Raw genomic sequence first — 21,360 nt, 5'->3', positions numbered from 1 at the left:
GTGTTCTGGTCACGACCCTGTGGATTTGATCACTACAGCGGGAACTCCCACAGCAAGGCTGTTAGCGGCAATATTACTGATGACAGTGGCACCGGCTCCGGTCTGCACCCATGAGCCCAGGGTGATGCCCGGAATAATCTTGGTTCCGGCCCCGAGGAAGCTCCCTTCTCCTATGCTGACATTACCTGCTACAACACTCCCCGGCGCAACGTGAACAAAGTCACTCATCGTACAATCATGTTCAATTATCGCACCCGTGTTAACAATACATCCATTTCCGATGCAGGTAAATGGATTAACCACAGCGCCGGCGCATACCAAAGAGCCTGTTCCAATCTGACTGTAAGAACTTATTAACGCTTTTGGATGGCAAAGGGTGGTGAGCTGAAGGCCTGCACTGGTAAGGGTATTCTGCCACTGTGCCCGCAACCTGTTGTTGCCCATGGCAACAAAGAAGGCCGTCTCAGTGTTCTTATATAGTGCAAAATTGTCTAATATATCGACAACTTTCCAGGGGTAGTCTTGCAGTTTGGCGCATTCGTCATCGAGAAACAGGATCTCAGAAAACTGTTGGGTAAGACTGGCACACTCTGCGGCCACTTTGCCGTGACCACCGGCTCCGAGAATGATTAATCGCATTATGGCTCCTTGTTACCGGTAAATTTTTCCATGGTGGCGCGGTCTTTCTGGTTAATCCCGGTTCGCTGCATGACTTTGAACAGGGTCAGAAACAGAATGCGGATATCCAGCCACAGGTTGTGGTTTTCCACATACCAGACATCCAGCTTAAATTTTTCTTCCCAGCTCAGGGCATTGCGTCCATTGACCTGAGCCCAGCCGGTGATGCCCGGGCGTACTTCATGGCGGCGATACTGGGCAGCCGAATACCGGGGCAGGTACTCCATCAGCAGTGGCCTGGGTCCGACCAGGCTCATATCGCCTTTGAGCACATTCCACAGCTCCGGCAACTCATCCAGGCTGCTGGCTCTGAGCAGCCGGCCGAACCGGGTCAGTCTTTTTTCATCGGCCAGCAACTGACCATGTTCATCCTTTTTATCTGTCATGCTGCGAAACTTAATCATATAAAAAGGTTTGCCGTTCAGACCCGGGCGTTGCTGGGTGAAAAAGACCGGTGAGCCAAGGCGAAGCCGCACCAGCAGCATCAACAGCAACAACAGCGGGCTGAGCAGAATCAGACCCAGCAGGGCTGCGCTGATATCCATTAACCTCTTTATCATGCCTTGTCCCTGCTTTGCTGTTGGAGCACATGGCGGTAAAAATCCAGCACCTGGGCGGCATTATGCTCGATATTCATCAGTTCTGTGACTTGTTTGAGTCCGGCTTTTGCGCGCCTTTGCCTCTCGTCGGGGTGTTGCCAGGCCTGAATGATTTTTGCCGCCAGCGCCGGCGGATCTTTAGGCGGGCATAAATAGCCGGTCTGCCCTTCGATAATCAGGTCCGGAAAGCCGCCCACATTAGTGGTAACAGTGGGAACCCCGGCAAACAGGGATTCGACCGCGCCGCCGACATTCTCTGAATGAGACGGATGCACTGCCAGATCAAACTGCGGATAGAGTTGCGGTACATCGTTACGGGTACCGAGGAACACTGCGGCATCACCGACTTTGCCAGCGGCGTAGTCCTGAACCTGTTGATAATAACTTTGTGCATCTTCCCATGGCCCGCCGACAAAGACGCAGCGCGCCTGAGGATATTCTTTTCGCACCAATGCCAGCGCATCGATCAGATCCTCATGGCCCTTGAGTCCCCGGGTTTGCCCCAACAACCGCTTCGGCGCGTAAAAATAGGCTACCATGCCGATCAGTAAATCCTCTTCGTGCATCCCCAATTGCTGCTTGAGGCGAAGCTCACCCTGTGGTGGTTGGGTAAATACTGCCGGGGGGACACCATAGTAAGCGAGACCTGTGCGCTGCGGCTCAATACCGCTTTGAATATAGCGCTGTTGTGTCCATTTGCAGGAGGCCAGCCAGTAGTCCTGCTTATTACTACTGGCAATTTCGAGATTACGGAATATCTTGTGCTCAAGGTGCAGCGGGCCGGGCACCTGAAAAATTCTGGGAACGGTGGTTTTTCTCAACGCAAGGCGCATCAGCAGAGTACTGCTGACGAAGTGACTGTGGATCAAATCCGGTGCCAGTTCATCCACCAGTTGATGCAGGGCGCGGGCCCGGCTGAGGGTTTGAACCGGGTGGCGAAAACTTAATTCAGGCTGCATGATATGGACACTGACTCCAAGCTTCTCGTAGCCCTCATTCATTGGCCCTTGTGGCATGGCAACATGAACCTCGACGCCGTTTTTTACCAGTTCCCTGATCTGATTCAGTGCCCATTTTGCGCCTACTGCGGTTTTTAATAAATGCAGTACTTTCATCTTTTGTCTCTTGAAAATTGCAGCTTTACCTGTTGGTAAAAGTGCCGGCGAATTCCATCAAGCTTATCCTGCCGGTACTGTCTGGAAGTTTCCAGGTTAATCTCAGAATCCTCTGTCAGGCGATCCGGGTTACTGCATAAATCAGCGATACGCCGGGCCAGAATCTGTGGGTTTCCGGCCGGCGCCAGTCTGCTTTCACCAAGCAATTCAGGGATACCGCCGGCATCGCTGCCGATAGCGGGCATTGCCGTTGCCATGGCTTCAAGCATCACTCTGGGCAAGCCCTCGGTTCGTGAGGGCAGCACAAACACATCGCAATTTTTCATATAGCTTAAGATCTTTTGATGAGGCTGTTCGCCGGCGAAATGAATCTGTTTGTCTAAACCCAGTTCTGATGCCAGTTGTTGCATGACGGCAAGCTTTTCGCCACCACCAACCATGGTCAGGCGGTATTCAGTGCCTTGTTGCCTGAGGATGCTCAGGGCCTGAAGCAATACATCCTGACCTTTATAAAGCTGGGCAAAGGAGCCGACAAATAATAATTCTGTGGCTGGTTGGTCGTAATGGCGCGGCGCATCGGCAAACCATTCCGGGGTCAGGGATATACTGGAACAGGCCACCTGAGGCGTGTCTGCAGGGGCCGGATAGCGTTTCTGCAGATAGGTGCGGGTCACATAGCTCACCGCCAGCGCGTTTTTCGTCATACGGCGTAACTGCCAGGCACTGATGCGGCCCAACAGCTTGTCCAGCAGCGGTCCGGTAATACCAGCTGAGAATACGTCGGCCGGATCGCCTACTACTTCCAGGGCAAACCGGCTCTGTGGCCGGATCAGACGCGCCAGCATCGCTGTTTGTGAAGGTACCCTGAAAATCAGCGCTTCCTGATTTCTCAGTGCTCTGTGTAACGTCTTTAGCAGCGCGGGCAGGCTTTTTACTAATCCATTCAGTCCCAGGTAGTAGGGCAGGGCTGTGATACTGACCCCTGGGCCTGTGACTTTGTGCCAGTTTTGCTCAGCCTGTTCTGCCTGTTCAACTCTGGCGAGGATGGTGAGTTCGCTGAATACCTGCAAATAACGTTGCCAGAACGAATTGGTGAAGGCGCTGCGGGTCCAGACCTGACCATCAGGGGTTTGCAGGAAACGGTATTCACAGCAGACAATAAGTTTCATCAGTGACGATCGCCTTTTCCTGAGGCCAGAAAAATCACCGCCAGGCTGATAACAACACCCAGTATTACCTGTACCGGAACATGGGTAAAACTGTTGCGGATCATAATAAAAACCGGCAGTAATGCAGCACCGATCACAATATCCTTGCGTGTTGAGGGGGGTATATTATCCAGTTTACCCATCAGTGCGCCTAAAAGCAGCATGATAAACACGACACCGCCTTTACCAAAGTTGGCATAGGCTTCGGCCACAGGGGAAAAACCGATAGGCCCGGCCCGCTCTGCCACTACCACATTCAGTAGCCTCGGGTCACTGGTCGCCGGAACACGGGCCATACCCGGCACAATAAGGGCAATCTGACGCTCAAAGGGGGCCCAATAGCTGCCGCCATAAAGCAGTGTGTCACCTTCTGCCTGCCATTTTATCACCTCCTGCACCGGGCGCAGGCTGGCACCCATTTCTGCTACCGCATTTAGCGGGTTAAAAGTGGGGATGTCAGTGTAATCGCCGGAGATCCGGGCGTTTTTAACTATGGTAGTGACGGTCAGAAAGACCACTAAAAGCAGCATGATAACTGGAACACTGAGGGTCAGATTGCGGCGGCCAAACATGGCGCCGGATACCATCAATGGAAACATGACTTCGCCGCGCAATCCCAATCTGAATGCAATCAGCGCCCATACGCCAAATAATACAAAGTAAAGGGGGGTAAAGCCTTTGCGATAGGTAGCGCTGACCATAACCAGGCCAAGACCTATAAAAAAATACAGGTAGGCGTAGATGACCCCCAACAGAGGCACTTTGCTGAGCAGATCAAGATAGGCGCCGTAAGAGCCCAGTACACCGGTAAAGGAAGCCAGGGCAAAAAAGCCCAGCATGCTGGCAATCAGCAGCAAGCCGCCAAAATGATATACGCGCTGGTTAAAACTGCCGCCACGGGTTTTATAGTCCGGCAAGCTGGCTTTTGAAGTCAGCAGAGTACCCAGGGCAAAGCCCAGTATGGCCAGATTAACCAGTTCAATGGCTAGGGTGGTTTCGTCACGATAAAACCAGAATCCGATGTGATACAAAATATCTTCATCGGTAATCGCTCCTAAACTGTTGGTGAAAATGAGCCCGGCATGGAATATTCCCAGCGACGCAAAGAAAATAAAACTGATGGACCAGATACCCCGGGGCAGAGTATTCGCCAGCACCAGAAGTAAGGTAATCCAGCTCGCACTGGCTAACCACTCCAGCTGATCGCGATCCACTTCTACCGCTCTGGACGAAACGGCCAGGTACAGGGTCAGAGCCATCAACAGTAACCAGATGGCCAGGGTCTTACCCAGTAATTGGTTATTCAGCGTAAACTGCATGCAGCGCCCTGAGGTTTTTATCCAGTAAAAAGTCACTTTCCCTGAAGTTATTTATCAGGGCCGGGCGGTTTTCAGCCTGCTGTATCAGGGTGGCCAGCTTTTCTGCCCAGATCCGATCATCGCTATTCAGTGATTCAGTCTTAACCGCCTGAAGTTGTTGTGAGATTTCTGTGCAGCCCGGTATGGCAGAGGACAGCACCGGCGTACCGACACTGGCGGCTTCCAGTACCGAACCCGGCAACCCCTCCCACAAGGAGGGGAACAGCATTGCATCGGCATGTGCCAGAAAACGCAAAGGCTGTGATTGTTCAGACAGGATAATGACACGTTCTGTAATGCCGTTTTGTGCAGCATAGTTTTCTATCTGAGCCTTAATACGCTTATCTTCTTTGCCAACAAGGACTAAAAATCCTTCACCATATTGCCTGAGGAAGGCGTTAAAAACAGACAGTAGCCGCAGATGATTTTTAGCCGGATTCATACGAGCGAGGTTTATTATTACCTTTTGCTGCCGGTAACCGGGGATCCATTGTGACCAGAAATCCGCTTCATGACTCATATCGGTTAAGGGCAGGCCATTGTAGATTACCCGGCATTTAGGTCGCTGCTGCCAGTCTTTCCACTGACATTCGAGGGCGCCACGACATACGCCGAGCACATGAGTGCTGAAACTGTACAGACAACGGCGCAAAATAGCATTACGACATCTGCGCAAAAAAGACAGGTCGCGTTCATCCAGCGTGCTGCGCAGATGACTTATGCGTTTTTTAACCCCAGCCATTGTCCCCAACAGCACCAGTAAACCTGAAACCAGGGCAACATGGGTATGCAGGATATCAATCTGTTGTTGTCTTAACAGCGACGTAAATCGCCACAAAAAGCCCGGGCCGATTTTCAGGTAATGAATCTTTCCGCCCAGGGCGAGAATTTCTTCATCTAATGTGCCGGGTTGGCCGCTGAGCACGCAGAAGTGAAACTCATAGCCCAGCGCCTGCATCTGAGGCATCAGGGTCAGGGTGCGTAATTCGGCGCCGCCGCGGTTCATTACACCAAATACATGCAGCACTTTGTTACTCATCTGACTTCCTCCTTTGCCAGATTGTGCCGGCGCAGAAGGTAGACAAGATACAGCACCATTTCCACGCAGGTGGCCATAAACATGGCCTGGGCGGCACCAAGTGTGCCAGAGCCCGGTACCAGCAACAGACAGGCCACAGCCACGGTCAGAGTACCGGCCAGGGCGATACGGGTTTGCACCTGAAACAGCCTGAATGCATTTAAGGTGGTGCCAAGGAATATATATCCATAGCGAACCATGGCCGCCGCCATAATCCAGTTGAGCTCTGCGCTCATATCTGTCATCCCCTGATGATAAATAAGCGCCAGTAACCGGGGGCCCAACCAGCAGACCAGCAGCAGTGCCATCAAGCCGATGGCTAATCCTGAAAGACACAGCTTAAAGGCCGCGATCCATAATGTTCTGAACTGTTGCTGTGCCTGCAATTGGCTCAGGTAGGGCTGAGCGGTTTGTGAAATACTGGTGATCAGCATGCTGCCCGCCACCAGAAAATAACTGACGGCGGCAAAGCGGCCGGCTTCGCTGATCCCCTGCAGGTGTTGCAAAAACAGATTTGGCAGATAAATAAACAGCGAAGAAAACATCAGCGCCATGCTCAGGGTGCGGTATTTCCTGAACAGAAACAGTGAACGGCGCAGTGCCTGAGCCTGAAACAGGGCCAGTGAGAAGGTCTGATTAAATACTGTGCTGACCTGCCTGCGACAATTGAAGGTGCTGAGCAGGGCAAACATCGCAGTCACCGATACCCACAGCGTTAATGTCAGCAATACATCTTCGAACCAGAACGCGCAAATCAATGCCAGTGCCGTGCAAAGTGCCCGGGCAAAAATCCACAGACCGGCGCTGGTAAAGGCTTTTTGACGATGCAGCACACTGATAGTCAGCTCGAACCAGCTGTCGCACCATTTATACAATGCGATAAGCATTACCACTGTAGCATTAATGCCATCAAGCAACGTCCAGCATAATAGTGGCGTTAACAGCAGCAACAGGTTGTTTGCCAGCAAACGTGCGTGAAAATACTGGCTAATCTGATACTCGTTTTGCGTATCTGTAATAAGCAGGGTTCGCAGTTTAAAGCTGGCCAGTAAAAACAGTGGTGAGAGCACAGAAAGAGACAGCGCAACCTCGCCTAACTGATGATCACCAAAGACTTTGGCGATGATGACCAGTAACAGCCAGTTGCTGACAGCCATGCTGATATTGGCTGACAGAGTCATCAGGGCATTTCTGGCGAGGGGTGTTCGCAGGGGCATTGGCTGTGTTTTTTTATCATTATTGTAGGCTAATGATGCGTTAATCTGTGGTTAAACACAATCTTGCCGGGCCATTCCGGCTGTAGGGTAAAGTCGGTAAGGGCGGCATTTGCGATAGTTACCGGGCTGCGCAGGGCAGGTGTCCTTATCTGACGGCTAAGCCGTTATATGAGCTGTTATGATGCCTGAAGCTATTGTGGTTTTTTGGAGACCTTATGTTGTTTTTACGGCTCAGAGTTTTGGTGTTATTGGTATTGGGCTTAGCTTTCGCTTCGGCGTCCTTTGCCAAAAAAGTAGACTGGGTGATTCAATCCACACAGATCCACCCCGGAGGGCTGCAAGCCCCTTTTAGTGGCGTGGTGGTGATTGACGAGGGCCGGATTCTGTTGATGGCAGAGACGTTGCCGGAAGATATCCGCCCCGACAAGGTTATTGATGCTTCAGACAAACTGGTGGCACCGGGTTTTATCGACCCTCATACCCATGCCTGCCGGGACTTTGATGGTACTGAGGGCAACCTGAATGCTAATTATCTGACTCAGGGCGTTACCACAGTGTTTTGCAATAACGACGGTGGGGGCCCCTCAGATATTGGTGCGCAAATGCAGCAATATCAGAATCAGGGCATTGGCACCAATGTGGCATTGTATGTCGGCCACAACAGTATCCGGCAGCAGGTTATGGGACAGGCAAACCGGCCTGCCAGCACAGAAGAGCTGTCACAGATGCAGAAACTGGTTGCCCGGGCCATGCAGGATGGCGCCATGGGGCTGTCAACCGGGCTCTATTATGTGCCTGGCAGCTATGCCGAATTGGATGAGGTGATTGCGCTGGCGAAAGTCGCAGCGCGTTTTGGCGGTCATTACGACAGCCATATCCGTGATGAGAGCAGCTACAATATCGGCCTGTTAGCTTCTGTCGAGGAAGTTATAGCGGTAGCAGATAAGGCCCACATTGCCGCCAATATTGCGCATATCAAAGCCCTGGGTGTGGATGTCTGGGGTCATAGCGCGAAGGTCATCGAGCTGGTTGAACAGGCTCGTGAGCGGGGGCTGAAAATTACTGCGGATCAATACCCCTGGCTGGCATCAGGCTCAAGTATCTCGGCATCATTAATGCCAGCCTGGGCGAAGGCCGGTGGTCACGAGGCATTGCTGCAACGTTTGCAGGATAAAGAGCAGCAAAAACGCATAAAAACCGAGATCAAAGATAACCTTCGCCGGCGCGGCGGCGCCGACTCGTTATTGATAACCGATCCCTCAACACCTGAATACCGTGGCAAAACCCTGGCACAGGTGGCGAAACAACATCAGCTCAATGCAGTGGATATGGCCATTGAAATTATCCGGCAAGGCAATGCCAGTGTGGCCAGTTTTAATATGCAGGATGAGGATCTACAGCGATTTATGAGGCAGGACTGGGTGATGACGTCCTCTGATGGCAGCACGGGGCATCCCCGCAAGTATGCCTCATTCCCGCGAAAGTACGCCGGTTATGTTAAAGACAAGGGCGTTCTGAGTACCGGCGCCTATATACACCGCAGTAGCACACTGGCAGCGCGAACATTTAATCTGCACAAGCGGGGAGAACTCAAACCCGGATATATCGCGGATCTGGTGATTTTCGATCCGCTGAGTTTTACGCCCCAGGCCAGTTATCTCGAACCGCAGCGGCATAGCAGTGGTGTTGAATGGTTGTTGATCAATGGCGAGGCCGCTATTGCAGATGGCAAGGTGACCGGCATTAAAGCCGGTAAAGTGCTGAAGCGGGAGTAGCAAGTATTCTTATCAATTTGTGTTCATTGTCAGTCAGGCGGTGATTCTACAGTTGAGAACACGCGGTAAATCCTCTTACGCTACGCTGTCCTGCTTCGCTAAGAGCCCAGCCATGTCATCCATGAGATGTCGTTCTTTGAACTGCGAAGCTGCGCTTCGGTTTCAGGTCACCCCTGGACACTCCGCCACAGCGTCCTTGCTGTGGAGGGTTCTCACTCGCAGAATCACGCGCCTGCTACCACGTTTTGAGAGTAAAGCTCCGCTATTAAAAACGCATTTCAGGGATATCTCCATCCACCACCAGTTTACCGGCGGTTTTTTCGCGTATTTCATCTACCGTGACACCGGGCGCCCGCTCGCGCAGATGGAAGGCATTGTCTTTGATTTCCAGCATCGCCAGATCGGTGATGATATGGGTGATGCAATTGACCCCGGTCAGGGGCAGCTGGCAGTGCTCCAGTAATTTGGAGTTGCCATGTTTGTCGGCATGGGTCATGGTGACAATGATGTTCTTGGCGCCGGCCACCAAATCCATGGCACCGCCCATGCCTTTAACCAGCTTGCCGGGGATCATCCAGGAGGCAATATTACCTTGCTGGTCAACCTCGAAGGCGCCCAGTACGGTAAAGTCCACATGGCCGCCACGGATCATGGCAAAGCTCTCTGCCGAGCTGAAAATAGATGCACCAACGCTGGCGGTGACGGTTTCTTTACCGGCATTGATCATGTCGGCATCCACTTCGTCCTCATCAGGGTAGCGCCCCATTCCGAGCAGGCCGTTCTCTGACTGCAGCATCACGGAGATATCATCAGATACATAGTTGGCAGCCAGGGTGGGTATACCAATGCCGAGGTTTACATAGCTGCCATCTTTGAATTCCTGCGCAACGCGCATCGCAATTTGTTCTCTTGAAAGGGCCATCATTTTCTCCTTATGCGCTGCGGGTAATTTTACGTTCGATACGTTTTTCGAAGGTGCCTTTAATCACCCGATCCACGTATATCCCGGGGGTATGGATCTGGCTTGGCGGGATCTCACCGGGCTCGACAATCTCTTCCACTTCAACCACAGTAATTTTACCGGCAGTGGCCGCCATGGGATTAAAGTTCTGCGCGGTGTGGCGGTAAATGCAGTTGCCATAGCGATCGGCCTTCCAGGCTTTGACGATGGCAAAATCACCGGTAATGGACTCTTCCATGATATACGGGCGGCCATCAAATTCTCTGACTTCTTTACCTTCTCCGACCGGTGTGCCGTAACCTGTTGCGGTGAAAAAGGCCGGGATACCGGCACCGCCTGCGCGCATTTTTTCCGCCAGCGTGCCCTGAGGGGTCAGCTCTACTTCCAGCTCGCCGTTTAAAAGTTGCTTCTCAAACAGGGCATTTTCCCCCACATAAGACGCCACCATTTTTTTAATTTGTTTGTCTTCGAGCAAAATGCCCAGACCAAAACCATCGACGCCACAATTGTTGGACACCACGGTCAGACCCGATACGCCCATTTTTTTAATCTGACCTATCAGTCCTTCCGGTATACCGCACAGGCCAAAGCCTCCGGCAATAATGGTCATATCGTTCTCTAATCCGGCCATGGCGTGTTCATAGCTGGATACTACTTTGTCAAAACCTGCCATGTAGTTCTCCTGGTTGGCGAAGCCGCTGGGCTCGCATACTGGGTTTTAGTTGTTGTAAAGGGTGCCTTAATCAGGCATTGAATTAGTATCTGCCAGTAAATCAAATATGTAAAATTAATATAATTTAGTTAATAATAAGTTAAATAAATGAATTGATAAGGTCAGTTATGTCCGGCGCATCCACACAACACAACGGCGCTCAGGCGGGGATCAAGTCCGTTTCCTATCGCCAGTTACAGGTGTTTGTACAGCTGGCACAAAGTGGTTCCTTTGCCGATGCGGCGGATCGTCTGCATCTGTCTCAGCCGGCCTTGTCGATTGCGATTAAGAAGTTTGAACAGCTTATCGGTGGCAAACTGTTGTCCCGTACTACCCGGGCAGTACAGCTTACTGCTGAGGGACGGAGCTTTTTGCCTGTTGCTCAGCGTCTGTTGCGTGACTGGGATGAAGCCTTTACCGACCTGCACAACCTGTTTGCCATGCAGCGGGGAAAGCTGACGGTGGCGGCCATGCCCTCTTTTGCCAACAGCCTGTTGCCGGGCGTACTCAGTGCTTATCATAAGCAGTATGACAGTATTAATATTGCTGTACTGGATGTGGTGATGGAGCAGGCAGTGGAAGCGGTGTTGGATGAAAGAGCCGAGCTGGGAATTATTTTCGAGGCCAGGCAAATGGAAGGCCTGGATTTTCTGCCATTGTTTGACGACAGTTTTCTGGTGATTATGTCGCCTGAGCACAAACTGGCGGGAAGGGCGGCACTCACATGGGGCGATCTGCAACAGCTCAGCTATGTGGCCATGAACAGAGGTTCAAGTATACGCAACTGGTGCGATCAGGCATTGCTGGCCGAGGGTATTAAGATAACACTGGTTGCTGAAGCAGGGCAGTTGTCTACCGTAGGGCAGTTGGTGGCAGCGGGTATGGGTGTATCTGTGGTGCCGGCAATTTGTCGTCAGGAAATGCAGGGCAGGGGGCTGCGCTGTTTGCCGCTTGAACTGGCGCAGGGCAAGCGGGTCGGTGTGATCAAAAGAAGCCGCGGCAGCCTGTCGGTGCCGGCGGCGAGATTACTCGAACAATTGCAACAAATGGACTGGCAGCAACTGATGGCGAAAAACCGCTGACTACCACTTTTTCTTCGGGGCAAAAAGCTCGTCCAGTTCGTCCCGCTCTTCCTCTTTTTTCCTGGCTCTGTCCTGAGCATTAGCGTTACGCAGGTTGTTCTGAATGGTTTCCAGGTTTTGCTCAAGCTCCTGTCTTCTGGCAGTGGTGTACTCGTCCTGCTCTGAAGACGAGTTCAGTGCCGCAATGGCTTTTTCAAAGTACTGCCGCGCCGAGCCGAGCATATCCGATTTGATGGCACTTCTGCCCCGTTTAACCAGGGTTTCCACATTGATTTTCAGTTGCAGGCGGGCCATGCGCTTGTCTTCAGCGAGAAATACCTGGGTATCCACTTTGCCTTTTGAGTTTTCGGAGCGCAGGATGGTGCGCAGTTTCTTGATACCCTGAATCAGCACGATAATCTGTTTGTCATTGTCGGGCAGGGAAAAGTTGTCACTGCCTGGTGGGGGTTGATTGGTGTCGATGGACTTAACCCGCTCTTCGGCATCTTTTATACGTTGCTTGAGGTCCCTGGCCTTGGGATTTAGTTCCAGCATTTCCCTGAGCCCGTTAAGGATACGCTTGTTCAGAATCAGGATCATATGCTGGGAAACGGGAATATGTGCCGCCGCCATCAGGGCGTCTTCGGTCTCATCCACGACGGCCTTTTGCTTGGCCAGTTCAGCCCGTCTTTCTGCCTCTACCTGTTCCCTGTGTTGCTGAATAGCGTTGATCACTATGGCAATAATGATGAGGGCGACAATAAGTACAATTACTATGGTGAACATATGTTTTCACTTTGTTATCAAACAACATACAACTTGACGCATATTAGGGTATTTTCAGAGTAAAAACACTCCCCCCCAGATTGCCGCCATTTTGCAGATGAATGGATCCCGTTTTGCCATTGTTGGTATGGGCCTGTGCGATCATGCGCGCAAAAAACAGGCCCAAACCTGTACGCCCGGTGCTGATATCGAAATCCCGCATATCGGTATTGCCTGCCCGTAACATCTCCTCGGGATAACCTGGGCCGTCATCTTCCAGCGTGAAATTAAGAAAACCATCTTCTTCAAAACAGCTGAGTTTAAGCTTTTTATTGCTGTATCGCATGGCGTTGATGAGTATGTCGTTGAGCAGCAGATTGACCAAATCGCCATCCAGATACCAGGCCAGCTCTTCGGGTTGCTCAATCTCCAGTTCCATGTGTTTATTGTTGATGTAGGTTTCATTGGTAGCCAGAATATCGTCAATGATATCCTCCACATAGACTTCATCTATGCTTACCGGCAATTGTTGTTTTTCTGCCCGGTATAAGGACAACAACTGCATCAGACCGGTATTCAGGCGGAATGCTTCATACTGGAGGCTGGCCAGGTTGGTTGTGATATTATCATCATGCTGAGGAAGTTCCCTGGACAGGTTTTCGACAGACTGCAATAACAGGCACAGTGAATTCTTCATATCATGAACACCGGCTGCCAGTACTGTTGAAAAGTCGATCTGCTTATTTGAATTTGGCATAGTGGGCACAGCTTTGATTTGATATTGTTGTTATAACAGGTAACAGGGCACAGTAAAAGTCGCAAGGCGAAATCTCATGTATGACAAGGACTTAACCTTTTCATCTGGAAATTCGTCGGGGCTTTTTCTAAAATTTTATGGAATTAATTTCCCGTTCAGTATATAAATTTTGCATATAAGCGCAAAAGTAACAGGATAACGCCGGGTCACAATGAAATTACAACAACTGCGATATATAGTCGAAGTCCTTAACAACAACCTTAATGTATCTGCAACTGCCGAGAGCCTGTATACCTCACAGCCGGGGATCAGCAAGCAGGTCAGGATGCTGGAAGACGAGTTAGGGGTGCAGATTTTCGGACGCAGCGGTAAGCACCTGACTCATGTGACTGAAGCCGGCCAGGACGTGATCAATATCTCCCGGCAAATTCTTGCCAAGGTTGAGAGTATCAAGGCAGTGGCCCGTGAACACACTTTGCCGGATCAGGGTAAGCTGAATATTGCCACCACCCACACTCAGGCCCGCTATGCGTTACCGCCGGTAATTCAGGGCTTTATGAACAAGTATCCGAAAGTGTCACTGCATATGCACCAGGGCACCCCCTCGCAAATCAGTGATCTGGCCGCCAAGGGCGAAGCCGACTTTGCCATCGCCACGGAAGCCCTGCATTTATATAACGATCTGGTGATGTTGCCCTGCTATCACTGGAATCGCAGTATTATCGTTAATCGCGAACATCCGCTGGCCAACAAAACTTCTATCACTATCGAAGATATCGCTCAGTATCCGCTGGTGACTTATGTATTTGGTTTTACCGGCCGTTCAGAGCTGGACGATGCCTTTAATCGTGCCGGTCTGGAGCCCAAAATTGTCTTTACCGCTACCGACGCTGATGTGATCAAAACCTATGTGCGACTGGGCGTGGGTATCGGTGTGATTGCTTCTATGGCGCTGGATGAGAAACTCGATGGTGATCTGGTTAAAATCGACGCCAGTCATCTGTTCCAGTACAGCACCACCAAGATTGGTTTCAGAAAAGGCTCATTTTTACGCAGTTATATGTATGACTTTATTGAGCGCTTCGCCCCGCATCTGACCAAAGACGTGGTAGAAAGAGCGATGATGCAGAAGAGCAACGATGAAGTGGAGAAAATGTTTAAGGGCCTGACGCTGCCGGTGAAGTAAAGTACTCACTGTTGACGACATATTCCGGTACATAAAAAAGGCCGCCTGGATTACCCAGCGGCCTTTTTTAATGCTCTGGTTTAGATGTGTTATTCCAGCTCAGCCAGACACATCTCTTCATAAACCTGTTTGCACCAGTTCTTAACCCGTTGTTCGGTCAGCTCAGGCTGGCGATCCTCATCGATACCCAAACCGACAAAATGATCGTCGTCGGCCATGCCCTTGCTGGCTTCGAAATTATAACCTTCAACAGGCCAGTGGCCGATCACTATAGCGCCCTTAGCTTCGACAATATCACGGACCATGCCCATGGCATCGAGGAAGTATTCTGCATAATCCTCCTGATCGCCACAGCCGAAGATGGCTACCAGTTTATCGGTGAAATCAATCTCTTCCAGCTCCGGGAAAAAATCATCCCAGTCGCACTGGGCTTCGCCGTAGTACCAGGTCGGAATGCCAAACATCAACAGATCAAACTCAGCAATATCTTCTTTGCTGCTTTTGGCGATGTCATGAACTTCAATCAGTTGTTTGCCCAGTTCTTTCTGTATCATTTTGGCAACATGCTCGGTGTTGCCGGTGTCACTACCAAAAAATAGACCCACGCTTGCCATATGTTCAGATACCTCTGTCCTGCGGGATTAACCCACGCCTGAAGATTGCCAGAATACTTGAATAAACCCTTTTGCCAGAAATCCGGCAGCGCCGAGAAACAATACCAGATAGACCACTAAACGTCCTGCCATGGGAACGTCGTTTTTCTTCAGTACATCATGTACGGCATAGGCCATAAGAAGAAAAAGGGCGGTCAGGGACAGGTTTAAGACAACTGCCTCTATCTGTTCGTAATACTCACTCAACATACCTGATTCTGTGCCGGTTAGAAACGGCGCGGACTATAGCATACAGGGCGTTTTGTTGCTATTGAGAATCAGTCCTGACGGAGGAAATCTGCCACCACCTGATTAAATTGTTGTGGTTTTTCTGCATGCAACCAATGTCCGACATCCTGAATAATATGTCCCTGACTATGAGGAAACAACCGGGCTATACGAGGCTTATGTTCTGCCTGTAAATAATCTGAGCGGCCACCTTTGATAAACAGTACCGGCCCCTGATAGGATTTACTGGTGTCTGGCCAATCGGTAATGTCGGCATAGTCATTTTCCAGCAGGGAAAGATTAAAGCGCCAGCCCCAGCCAGCGTCAGACTTTTGCAGGCCCTTAAGTAAAAACTGGCGAATGCCCTGTTCATCTATATTCTTAGCCAACTGTTTGTCGGCTTCAGTACGGTTTTGTAAGCCACTGAGATCAACAGATTTGAGCGCTTCAATAATGCCGCTGTGCCTGTCCGGATAGGTGACTGGAGCAATATCTGCAACGATAAGCTTACTGACTCTGTCCGGGTGTTGCAGAGCGAGGGTCATCGCTACCTTCCCGCCCATGGAATGGCCAAGAACTATTGCCTTGTCCAGCTTCAGCTCATCCATCAGAGTCAGTACGCTGTCTGCATACTGCTGATAACTGAAGTGCTGTGAGTGTGGTGAATCGCCATGGTCCGGTAAATCCACGCTGACCACCTGGTAGTCCGTCTCCAGAGCCCGTTTTATGCTGTTAAGGTTTTCCAGACTGCCGAATAAGCCGTGCAATAAAATGACTGCTTCGCCTTCACCCGTTGTCTGGTAATTGAGGGACATTCTGAACTCCTGTTAAAAAAAGCACATGTTGAACAAATGCTGTACTGTAACCAATCTGTGTACTCCGTATAATACCAATCAGAACCTTTCAATACACCGGTAGTGATAAATGAAAACCATTGAAATAGATGAAGATTTGTACCGTTATATCGCCATGCAAACCCAGGATATCGGTGAGAGTGCCTCAGACATTCTGCGCCGATTGTTGCTCCCAGAGGCAGAGTCCGCCAGTCCTGAAAAGACAGTCACCAGCAAACAGGTCACCGCATCCTCAGCAATTACGGTGCCGGCAAAGGCCCAGAGCAAACAACAGGATCTGTTTGCGCACCTGGAGCGGGTCGGAGTCGTCAGGCAAAAACGTACCGTAGATCGTTTTCTGTCTATTCTCGGCGCGATGGTCAAGTTTAACCCTGACAGCTTCTCAAAAGTACTCGAATTACGGGGCCGTAACAGGGTGTATTTTGCGACCAGTAAAGATCAGCTGCTCGCCAGTGGCAGCAGCACTAATCCCAAACAGCTGCCTGAAAGTCACTATTGGGTGGTGACAAATAACAATACCGGCAAAAAAGTGACCATGTTGCAGGAAGTGACACGGGTATTGGGTTACAGCGATGCAGACAGCCAGGCGCTGACGAAATTGTTGGACCCGTCAACAGGAAATGACGGATAGTTTCAGTCAGCAAATGAGGATAAATTCATGGCACTTGACCCCAGAGCAGGACAACTCGCCGGTCCACAGGACTTAGTCAACATTCCCAGGCTTGTAGCGGCCTATTACAGTAATCAGCCTGATAAAACCGAGCCGGCTCATGCCGTAGCCTTTGGCACCTCAGGCCACCGCGGCAGTTCACTGGAATATACCTTTAATGATTGGCATATCGCGGCCATTTGTCAGGCACTGGCTGAATATCGTCAGACCAATAATATCAGTGGCCCGCTGTTTATGGGCATGGATACTCATGCGCTGTCAGAGCCGGCCTTTATTACGGCGCTGGAAGTGCTATGTGCCAATGATGTCACTGTGGTGGTAGAAGTGGAGCGCGGTTATACCCCTACGCCCGCGATATCTCACGCCATACTGAATTATAACCTCGGCCGGGAAACCGGGCTCGGCGATGGTGTGGTGATTACGCCTTCCCATAATCCGCCGCAGGATGGCGGCTTTAAATATAATCCTCCTCATGGTGGCCCCGCTGATACTCAGGTGACCGATGCGATTCAGATCCGTGCCAATGATCTGATTGCTGCAGAGCTCAACGGGGTTAAACGAATGACCTTTGCTGCTGCTCTGCGCAGTGGTCTGGTGCATGAGAAAGACTTTGCCAAAAGCTATATTGACGAACTGGATCAGGTCATTGATCTGCAGGCGATCAGTAGCGCGAAGCTGAAACTGGGCACAGACCCGCTCGGTGGTGCCGGTTTGCATTACTGGCATCGTATTGCGGAGCAGTACAAACTGGATATTGAAGTGGTCAATCCCTATCAGGATCCCACCTTTCGTTTTATGCATCTGGATAAAGACGGCAAAATCCGCATGGATTGCTCTTCTGCTTCTGCCATGGCGGGTCTGATTGCATTGAAGGACCGTTTTGATCTGGCCTTTGGTAATGATGCCGATTTTGATCGTCACGGCATCGTCTGCCGGGGCAGCGGGCTGATGAACCCGAACCACTATCTGGCGGTGGCGATTGATTATCTGTACCGCCATCGCAGCCAGTGGCATAAGCAGATGAAAATTGGAAAAACGCTGGTATCCAGTGCAATGATTGATCGGGTGGCTGCAGATCTTGGCCGGGAACTTGCTGAAATGCCGGTAGGTTTTAAATGGTTTGTGCCTTACCTGCTCGAGGGCAGTATGGGCTTCGCCGGCGAAGAAAGCGCCGGTGGCATCTTTTTACGCCGCGATGGCAGTACCTGGGCCACAGATAAAGACGGCATTATCATGTGTTTACTGGCAGCGGAGATATTGGCAGTAACCGGCAAAGATCCCGCCGAGCACTATGATCTGCTGGCACTGAAATTTGGCCAACCCAGCTATAAACGCCTGGATGTCAGCGCGTCAGCCAGTCAGAAAATCAAATTGAACAAAATGACCGCTGAGGTGATCACCTCCACGACACTGGCTGGAGAGGCGATTTCTCAGGTACTGACCCGGGCGCCCGGTAATGACGCTGCTATAGGCGGGCTGAAGGTGAGTACAGAAAGTGGCTGGTTTGCGGCAAGACCCTCTGGCACCGAAGCGGTATATAAGATCTACGCCGAGAGTTTTAAGGATGAGAAGCACCTTAAACTGTTATTAAATGAAGCGCAGGATCTTATCGCCGGTGTTTTCAACAGCTAAGTTGAAAACACGATGCTAAAATAATGTTTATAAAATGTAAATTTACAACAAAAAATGGCCGGCATTTCGATACCGGCCTTTTTTTTAACCAAAAAATAACATTTAAGTCATTTTATTTCGCCGCAAAAGAGGTAGACTTTAACTATTGATGTAATTTTATTACAGAATCATAGGCAGTGCAGATCCATCGTTTTATTTGTACTGACACCCCGAGATTCAGCAGCGGAGACAGACCGATGAAAAAGGCGAAACAAACAAACAAAGTGGTATCGACGAATAAGGCCATGAACGGGCTCAGTAAAGACGATATCAAACAGGCGGTGGTCCGGCACCTGCATTGCACGCTGGGCACCGATGAGAACAAAGCTAATGAGCATGCCTGGTGGAAAGCGGCCTGTGCCGCAGTGCAGGAACAAGTACTGGAAAGACTGCGAAGTACCCAAAAAGCGCACTATATGAATGACACCCGGGCGGTACATTATTTTTCAGCTGAGTTTCTGATGGGCCGTCTGATGTCGAATAATCTGCATAATCTGGGATTATATGAGAAAACCCATCAGGCCATGCGCGAACTGGGTGTGGATCTGACCGATGTGATGGAGCAGGAGCCGGATATGGCTCTGGGTAACGGTGGTCTGGGACGATTGGCGGCTTGTTTTATCGATTCTCTGGCGACCCTCGATCTGCCGGCCATTGGTTACGGCCTGCATTATGAACACGGCCTGTTCCGACAGGAAATTCGTAGTGGGGTGCAGATTGAACGTCCCGACAGCTGGCGGGATTACGGAAATCCCTGGGAAATCTGTCGGCCAGAGTCGATTCAGGAGATCCCTTTGTATGGCTATGTAGAGACAAAGTATGGCGATAAAGGCCAGATTCATAAGGAATGGCACCCCGGCTCAATTGTTAAGGGCGTGCCCTGGGACATTCCTGTGGTGGGTTATGGCGGTAAGACCGTTAACGTGTTGCGGCTTTGGGAGAGTCAGGCTTCGGATTACTTTAACTGGGATGTGTTTAATGCCGGCGGATATGTGGATGCACAGCGCGAGAATGTGCAGGCAGAGACCATATCCAAAGTTCTCTATCCCAATGACGAAACCGAAGCAGGAAAGGAACTGCGCCTGATCCAGCAATACTTCTTCTGTGCCTGCTCACTGAAGGACATTATCCGCCGTTACAAACGGGCCCATGGTGATGACTGGAGCCGATTCTCCGACCAGGTGGTGATCCAGCTCAATGATACCCATCCGGCCATCGCGATTCCTGAACTGATGCGTATTCTGGTAGACAGAGCCGAAATGGATTGGGATTCGGCCTGGAAGATCAGCAGCAAAACCTTCGCCTACACTAACCATACCTTGTTGCCAGAAGCACTGGAAAAATGGCCGGCACGCATGCTGGAGAAAATCCTGCCCCGCCATCTGGAGATCATTTACGAGATCAATCACAGATTTATGCGCGAGGTGGAGAAGAAATGGCCCGGTGATGACGCCATGAAACGCAAACTGTCGATTATTGAAGAGAGCAGCGAGAAGATGATCCGTATGGGTAATCTGTCGGTGATTGGCTCTTTTGCGGTCAACGGCGTGGCGGAGATCCATTCACGATTGGTAAAAGAGAACTTGTTTCCCGAATTTGAACAATTATGGCCCGGCAAACTTACCAATGTCACCAATGGAATTACTCCCAGACGATGGCTTAAGGCCTGTAATCCGCCCTTATCAAACCTGATCAGCAGCCGCATCGGGGATCAGTGGCCGACGGATCTGGACAAACTGCAGGGGCTGGCGAACTTCGCTGATGACAAGGAATTCCAGCAGCAATTTATGCAAATCAAGCATGATAACAAAGTCAGGCTGGCAGCAGAGGTCAAGACTCTGACCGGTGTCGAGCTTGACCCGAATATGATTTTTGATATTCAGATCAAACGCCTGCATGAATATAAACGTCAGCATCTGAATTTATTGCATATCCTGGCGCTGTATCGTCGGTTACTGGAAAATCCGGACTATGACATGCACCCCAGAGCCTTCCTGTTTGGTGCCAAGGCGGCACCGGGCTATAAACTGGCCAAGGATATTATCTATGCCATCAACAAGGTGGCGGATAAGATCAATAATGACGTACGGGTAAACCACAAGCTTAAAGTGGTATTTTTGCCCAACTATCGGGTCAGCCTGGCGGAGAAGATGATTCCGGCGGCGGATATATCTGAACAGATATCAACCGCGGGTAAAGAAGCCTCCGGAACCGGCAATATGAAACTGGCGCTCAATGGTGCACTGACAGTAGGTACCCTGGATGGGGCGAATATTGAGATTGCCGAGGAAGTCGGGGATGAAAATATCTTTATTTTTGGTCTCACGGTAGAACAGGTGCAAAAAATCCGCAAAGCCGGTTATAACCCCTATGATATCTACGATAACAGCCGTGAAATCAAAGCGGTTCTGGACTGGCTGGAGACAGATTACTTCACCCCCGGCAAACCCGGTGAACTGGCTTCTGTCAAGCAAAGTTTACTCGATGGCGGTGACCCCTATCTGGTGTTGGCAGACTTTGATGCCTACTCAGAAGCCCAGCAAAAAGCAGACAAAGCCTACCGCGACAAGTCAGGCTGGGCGCGCAAAGCCATCATTAATACTGCCCGTATGGGTAAGTTTACCTCTGACAGATCTATACGTGAGTATGTAGACAGAATTTGGCGCTTAACGCCTTGTCATGTAGAGTGAGTTAAATATTGTATTTTTGACAGCTTTACAGTTGTTTAAATAGAAAAAGCTCAAAAATACCTTTTTGGGCTTTTTTTATGCTGGATTAAAGGGATAGAATTCAGTTATATATCAGAGGTGTTGC

Annotated in this window: 20 protein-coding genes; 6 read left to right on the top strand and 14 right to left on the bottom strand. The window is 50.6% G+C overall.

Annotated elements, in window-relative coordinates; translation table 11 throughout:
- Positions 1-9: 9 nt before the first annotated feature.
- The 7 genes from AT746_RS10510 to AT746_RS10480 are packed head-to-tail and all read right to left on the bottom strand — an operon-like array spanning position 10 to position 7,217.
- The gene (locus AT746_RS10510; protein WP_062480082.1) at positions 10-639 is read right to left on the bottom strand and encodes an acetyltransferase; all 630 of its coding nucleotides are present in this window, start codon (positions 637-639) and stop codon (positions 10-12) included.
- Positions 639-1,238 (bottom strand): sugar transferase, encoded by a 600-nt coding sequence (locus tag AT746_RS10505; protein ID WP_156413673.1) that lies wholly within the window; start codon positions 1,236-1,238, stop codon positions 639-641. The genes AT746_RS10510 and AT746_RS10505 overlap by 1 nt, the downstream gene beginning before the upstream one ends.
- Positions 1,235-2,392 (bottom strand): glycosyltransferase family 4 protein, encoded by a 1,158-nt coding sequence (locus tag AT746_RS10500; protein ID WP_062480080.1) that lies wholly within the window; start codon positions 2,390-2,392, stop codon positions 1,235-1,237. Before AT746_RS10500 ends, AT746_RS10505 begins: the two co-directional genes overlap by 4 nt.
- On the bottom strand, positions 2,389-3,561 hold the full coding sequence (locus AT746_RS10495) for a glycosyltransferase family 4 protein (protein ID WP_062480078.1): 1,173 nt from the start codon (positions 3,559-3,561) through the stop codon (positions 2,389-2,391). The genes AT746_RS10500 and AT746_RS10495 overlap by 4 nt, the downstream gene beginning before the upstream one ends.
- On the bottom strand, positions 3,561-4,919 hold the full coding sequence (wzy, locus tag AT746_RS10490; RefSeq protein WP_062480076.1) for an O-antigen polysaccharide polymerase Wzy: 1,359 nt from the start codon (positions 4,917-4,919) through the stop codon (positions 3,561-3,563). The genes AT746_RS10495 and wzy overlap by 1 nt, the downstream gene beginning before the upstream one ends.
- Positions 4,900-5,997, bottom strand: a complete 1,098-nt coding sequence (locus AT746_RS10485) for a glycosyltransferase (protein WP_062480074.1) — start codon at positions 5,995-5,997, stop codon at positions 4,900-4,902. The genes wzy and AT746_RS10485 overlap by 20 nt, the downstream gene beginning before the upstream one ends.
- Positions 5,994-7,217: a lipopolysaccharide biosynthesis protein gene (locus AT746_RS10480; RefSeq protein WP_062480072.1), complete on the bottom strand. Its 1,224-nt coding sequence runs from the start codon at positions 7,215-7,217 to the stop codon at positions 5,994-5,996. The genes AT746_RS10485 and AT746_RS10480 overlap by 4 nt, the downstream gene beginning before the upstream one ends.
- Positions 7,218-7,468: 251 nt before the next feature.
- Here AT746_RS10480 and AT746_RS10475 point away from each other — a divergent pair, with 251 nt between their 5' ends.
- Positions 7,469-9,028 (top strand): N-acyl-D-amino-acid deacylase family protein, encoded by a 1,560-nt coding sequence (locus AT746_RS10475; protein WP_062480070.1) that lies wholly within the window; start codon positions 7,469-7,471, stop codon positions 9,026-9,028.
- 265 nt (positions 9,029-9,293) lie between these two features.
- Here AT746_RS10475 and AT746_RS10470 read toward each other — a convergent pair whose 3' ends face one another.
- On the bottom strand, positions 9,294-9,950 hold the full coding sequence (locus tag AT746_RS10470) for a 3-oxoacid CoA-transferase subunit B (RefSeq protein ID WP_062480068.1): 657 nt from the start codon (positions 9,948-9,950) through the stop codon (positions 9,294-9,296).
- A gap of 10 nt (positions 9,951-9,960) precedes the next feature.
- On the bottom strand, positions 9,961-10,662 hold the full coding sequence (locus tag AT746_RS10465; RefSeq protein WP_062480066.1) for a CoA transferase subunit A: 702 nt from the start codon (positions 10,660-10,662) through the stop codon (positions 9,961-9,963).
- 167 nt (positions 10,663-10,829) lie between these two features.
- Between AT746_RS10465 and AT746_RS10460 the strand changes: the two genes are divergently transcribed.
- Positions 10,830-11,783 carry a LysR family transcriptional regulator gene (locus AT746_RS10460; protein WP_062480064.1) on the top strand — a complete coding sequence of 318 codons (954 nt, stop codon included), beginning with the start codon at positions 10,830-10,832 and terminating at the stop codon, positions 11,781-11,783.
- On the opposite strand, the gene AT746_RS10455 is transcribed toward AT746_RS10460, so the two are convergent.
- Together AT746_RS10455 and AT746_RS10450 are read right to left on the bottom strand one after the other, a co-directional pair.
- Positions 11,784-12,548 carry a hypothetical protein gene (locus AT746_RS10455; RefSeq protein WP_062480061.1) on the bottom strand — a complete coding sequence of 255 codons (765 nt, stop codon included), beginning with the start codon at positions 12,546-12,548 and terminating at the stop codon, positions 11,784-11,786. It abuts the gene before it with no gap.
- A 43-nt stretch (positions 12,549-12,591) separates the two neighbouring features.
- Complete coding sequence (locus AT746_RS10450; protein WP_062480059.1) at positions 12,592-13,284, bottom strand: sensor histidine kinase; 693 nt, start codon at positions 13,282-13,284, stop codon at positions 12,592-12,594.
- 211 nt (positions 13,285-13,495) lie between these two features.
- Here AT746_RS10450 and cysB point away from each other — a divergent pair, with 211 nt between their 5' ends.
- Positions 13,496-14,470, top strand: coding sequence for an HTH-type transcriptional regulator CysB (cysB, locus tag AT746_RS10445; RefSeq protein ID WP_062480057.1), 975 nt, complete (start codon positions 13,496-13,498; stop codon positions 14,468-14,470).
- An 89-nt stretch (positions 14,471-14,559) separates the two neighbouring features.
- Here the strand turns inward: cysB and fldA are convergent, their stop codons facing one another.
- The 3 genes from fldA to AT746_RS10430 all read right to left on the bottom strand — a co-directional run bounded on the left by fldA (position 14,560) and on the right by AT746_RS10430 (position 16,166).
- A complete protein-coding gene (fldA, locus tag AT746_RS10440) occupies positions 14,560-15,084 on the bottom strand; it encodes a flavodoxin FldA (RefSeq protein WP_062480055.1) in 525 nt (174 codons plus the stop codon).
- A 27-nt stretch (positions 15,085-15,111) separates the two neighbouring features.
- The gene (locus AT746_RS10435; RefSeq protein WP_062480053.1) at positions 15,112-15,333 is read right to left on the bottom strand and encodes a DUF2788 domain-containing protein; all 222 of its coding nucleotides are present in this window, start codon (positions 15,331-15,333) and stop codon (positions 15,112-15,114) included.
- 68 nt (positions 15,334-15,401) lie between these two features.
- Complete coding sequence (locus tag AT746_RS10430; RefSeq protein ID WP_062480051.1) at positions 15,402-16,166, bottom strand: alpha/beta fold hydrolase; 765 nt, start codon at positions 16,164-16,166, stop codon at positions 15,402-15,404.
- Between the two features lie 109 nt (positions 16,167-16,275).
- On the opposite strand from AT746_RS10430, the gene seqA reads away from it, so the two are divergent.
- From seqA to AT746_RS10415, 3 genes are all read left to right on the top strand, one after another.
- Complete coding sequence (gene seqA, locus AT746_RS10425; protein ID WP_062480050.1) at positions 16,276-16,836, top strand: replication initiation negative regulator SeqA; 561 nt, start codon at positions 16,276-16,278, stop codon at positions 16,834-16,836.
- A gap of 27 nt (positions 16,837-16,863) precedes the next feature.
- Positions 16,864-18,507 (top strand): phosphoglucomutase (alpha-D-glucose-1,6-bisphosphate-dependent), encoded by a 1,644-nt coding sequence (gene pgm, locus AT746_RS10420; protein ID WP_062480049.1) that lies wholly within the window; start codon positions 16,864-16,866, stop codon positions 18,505-18,507.
- Between the two features lie 236 nt (positions 18,508-18,743).
- Positions 18,744-21,236, top strand: a complete 2,493-nt coding sequence (locus AT746_RS10415; RefSeq protein ID WP_062480048.1) for a glycogen/starch/alpha-glucan phosphorylase — start codon at positions 18,744-18,746, stop codon at positions 21,234-21,236.
- The last annotated feature ends 124 nt before the right edge of the window (positions 21,237-21,360 follow it).

Origin of the sequence: Lacimicrobium alkaliphilum (genome assembly GCF_001466725.1) — a bacterium.
Classification (GTDB): domain Bacteria; phylum Pseudomonadota; class Gammaproteobacteria; order Enterobacterales; family Alteromonadaceae; genus Lacimicrobium; species Lacimicrobium alkaliphilum_B.
Note: the sequence above shows the minus strand (reverse complement) of the source record. Positions and strands in the feature narration are given on the sequence as shown.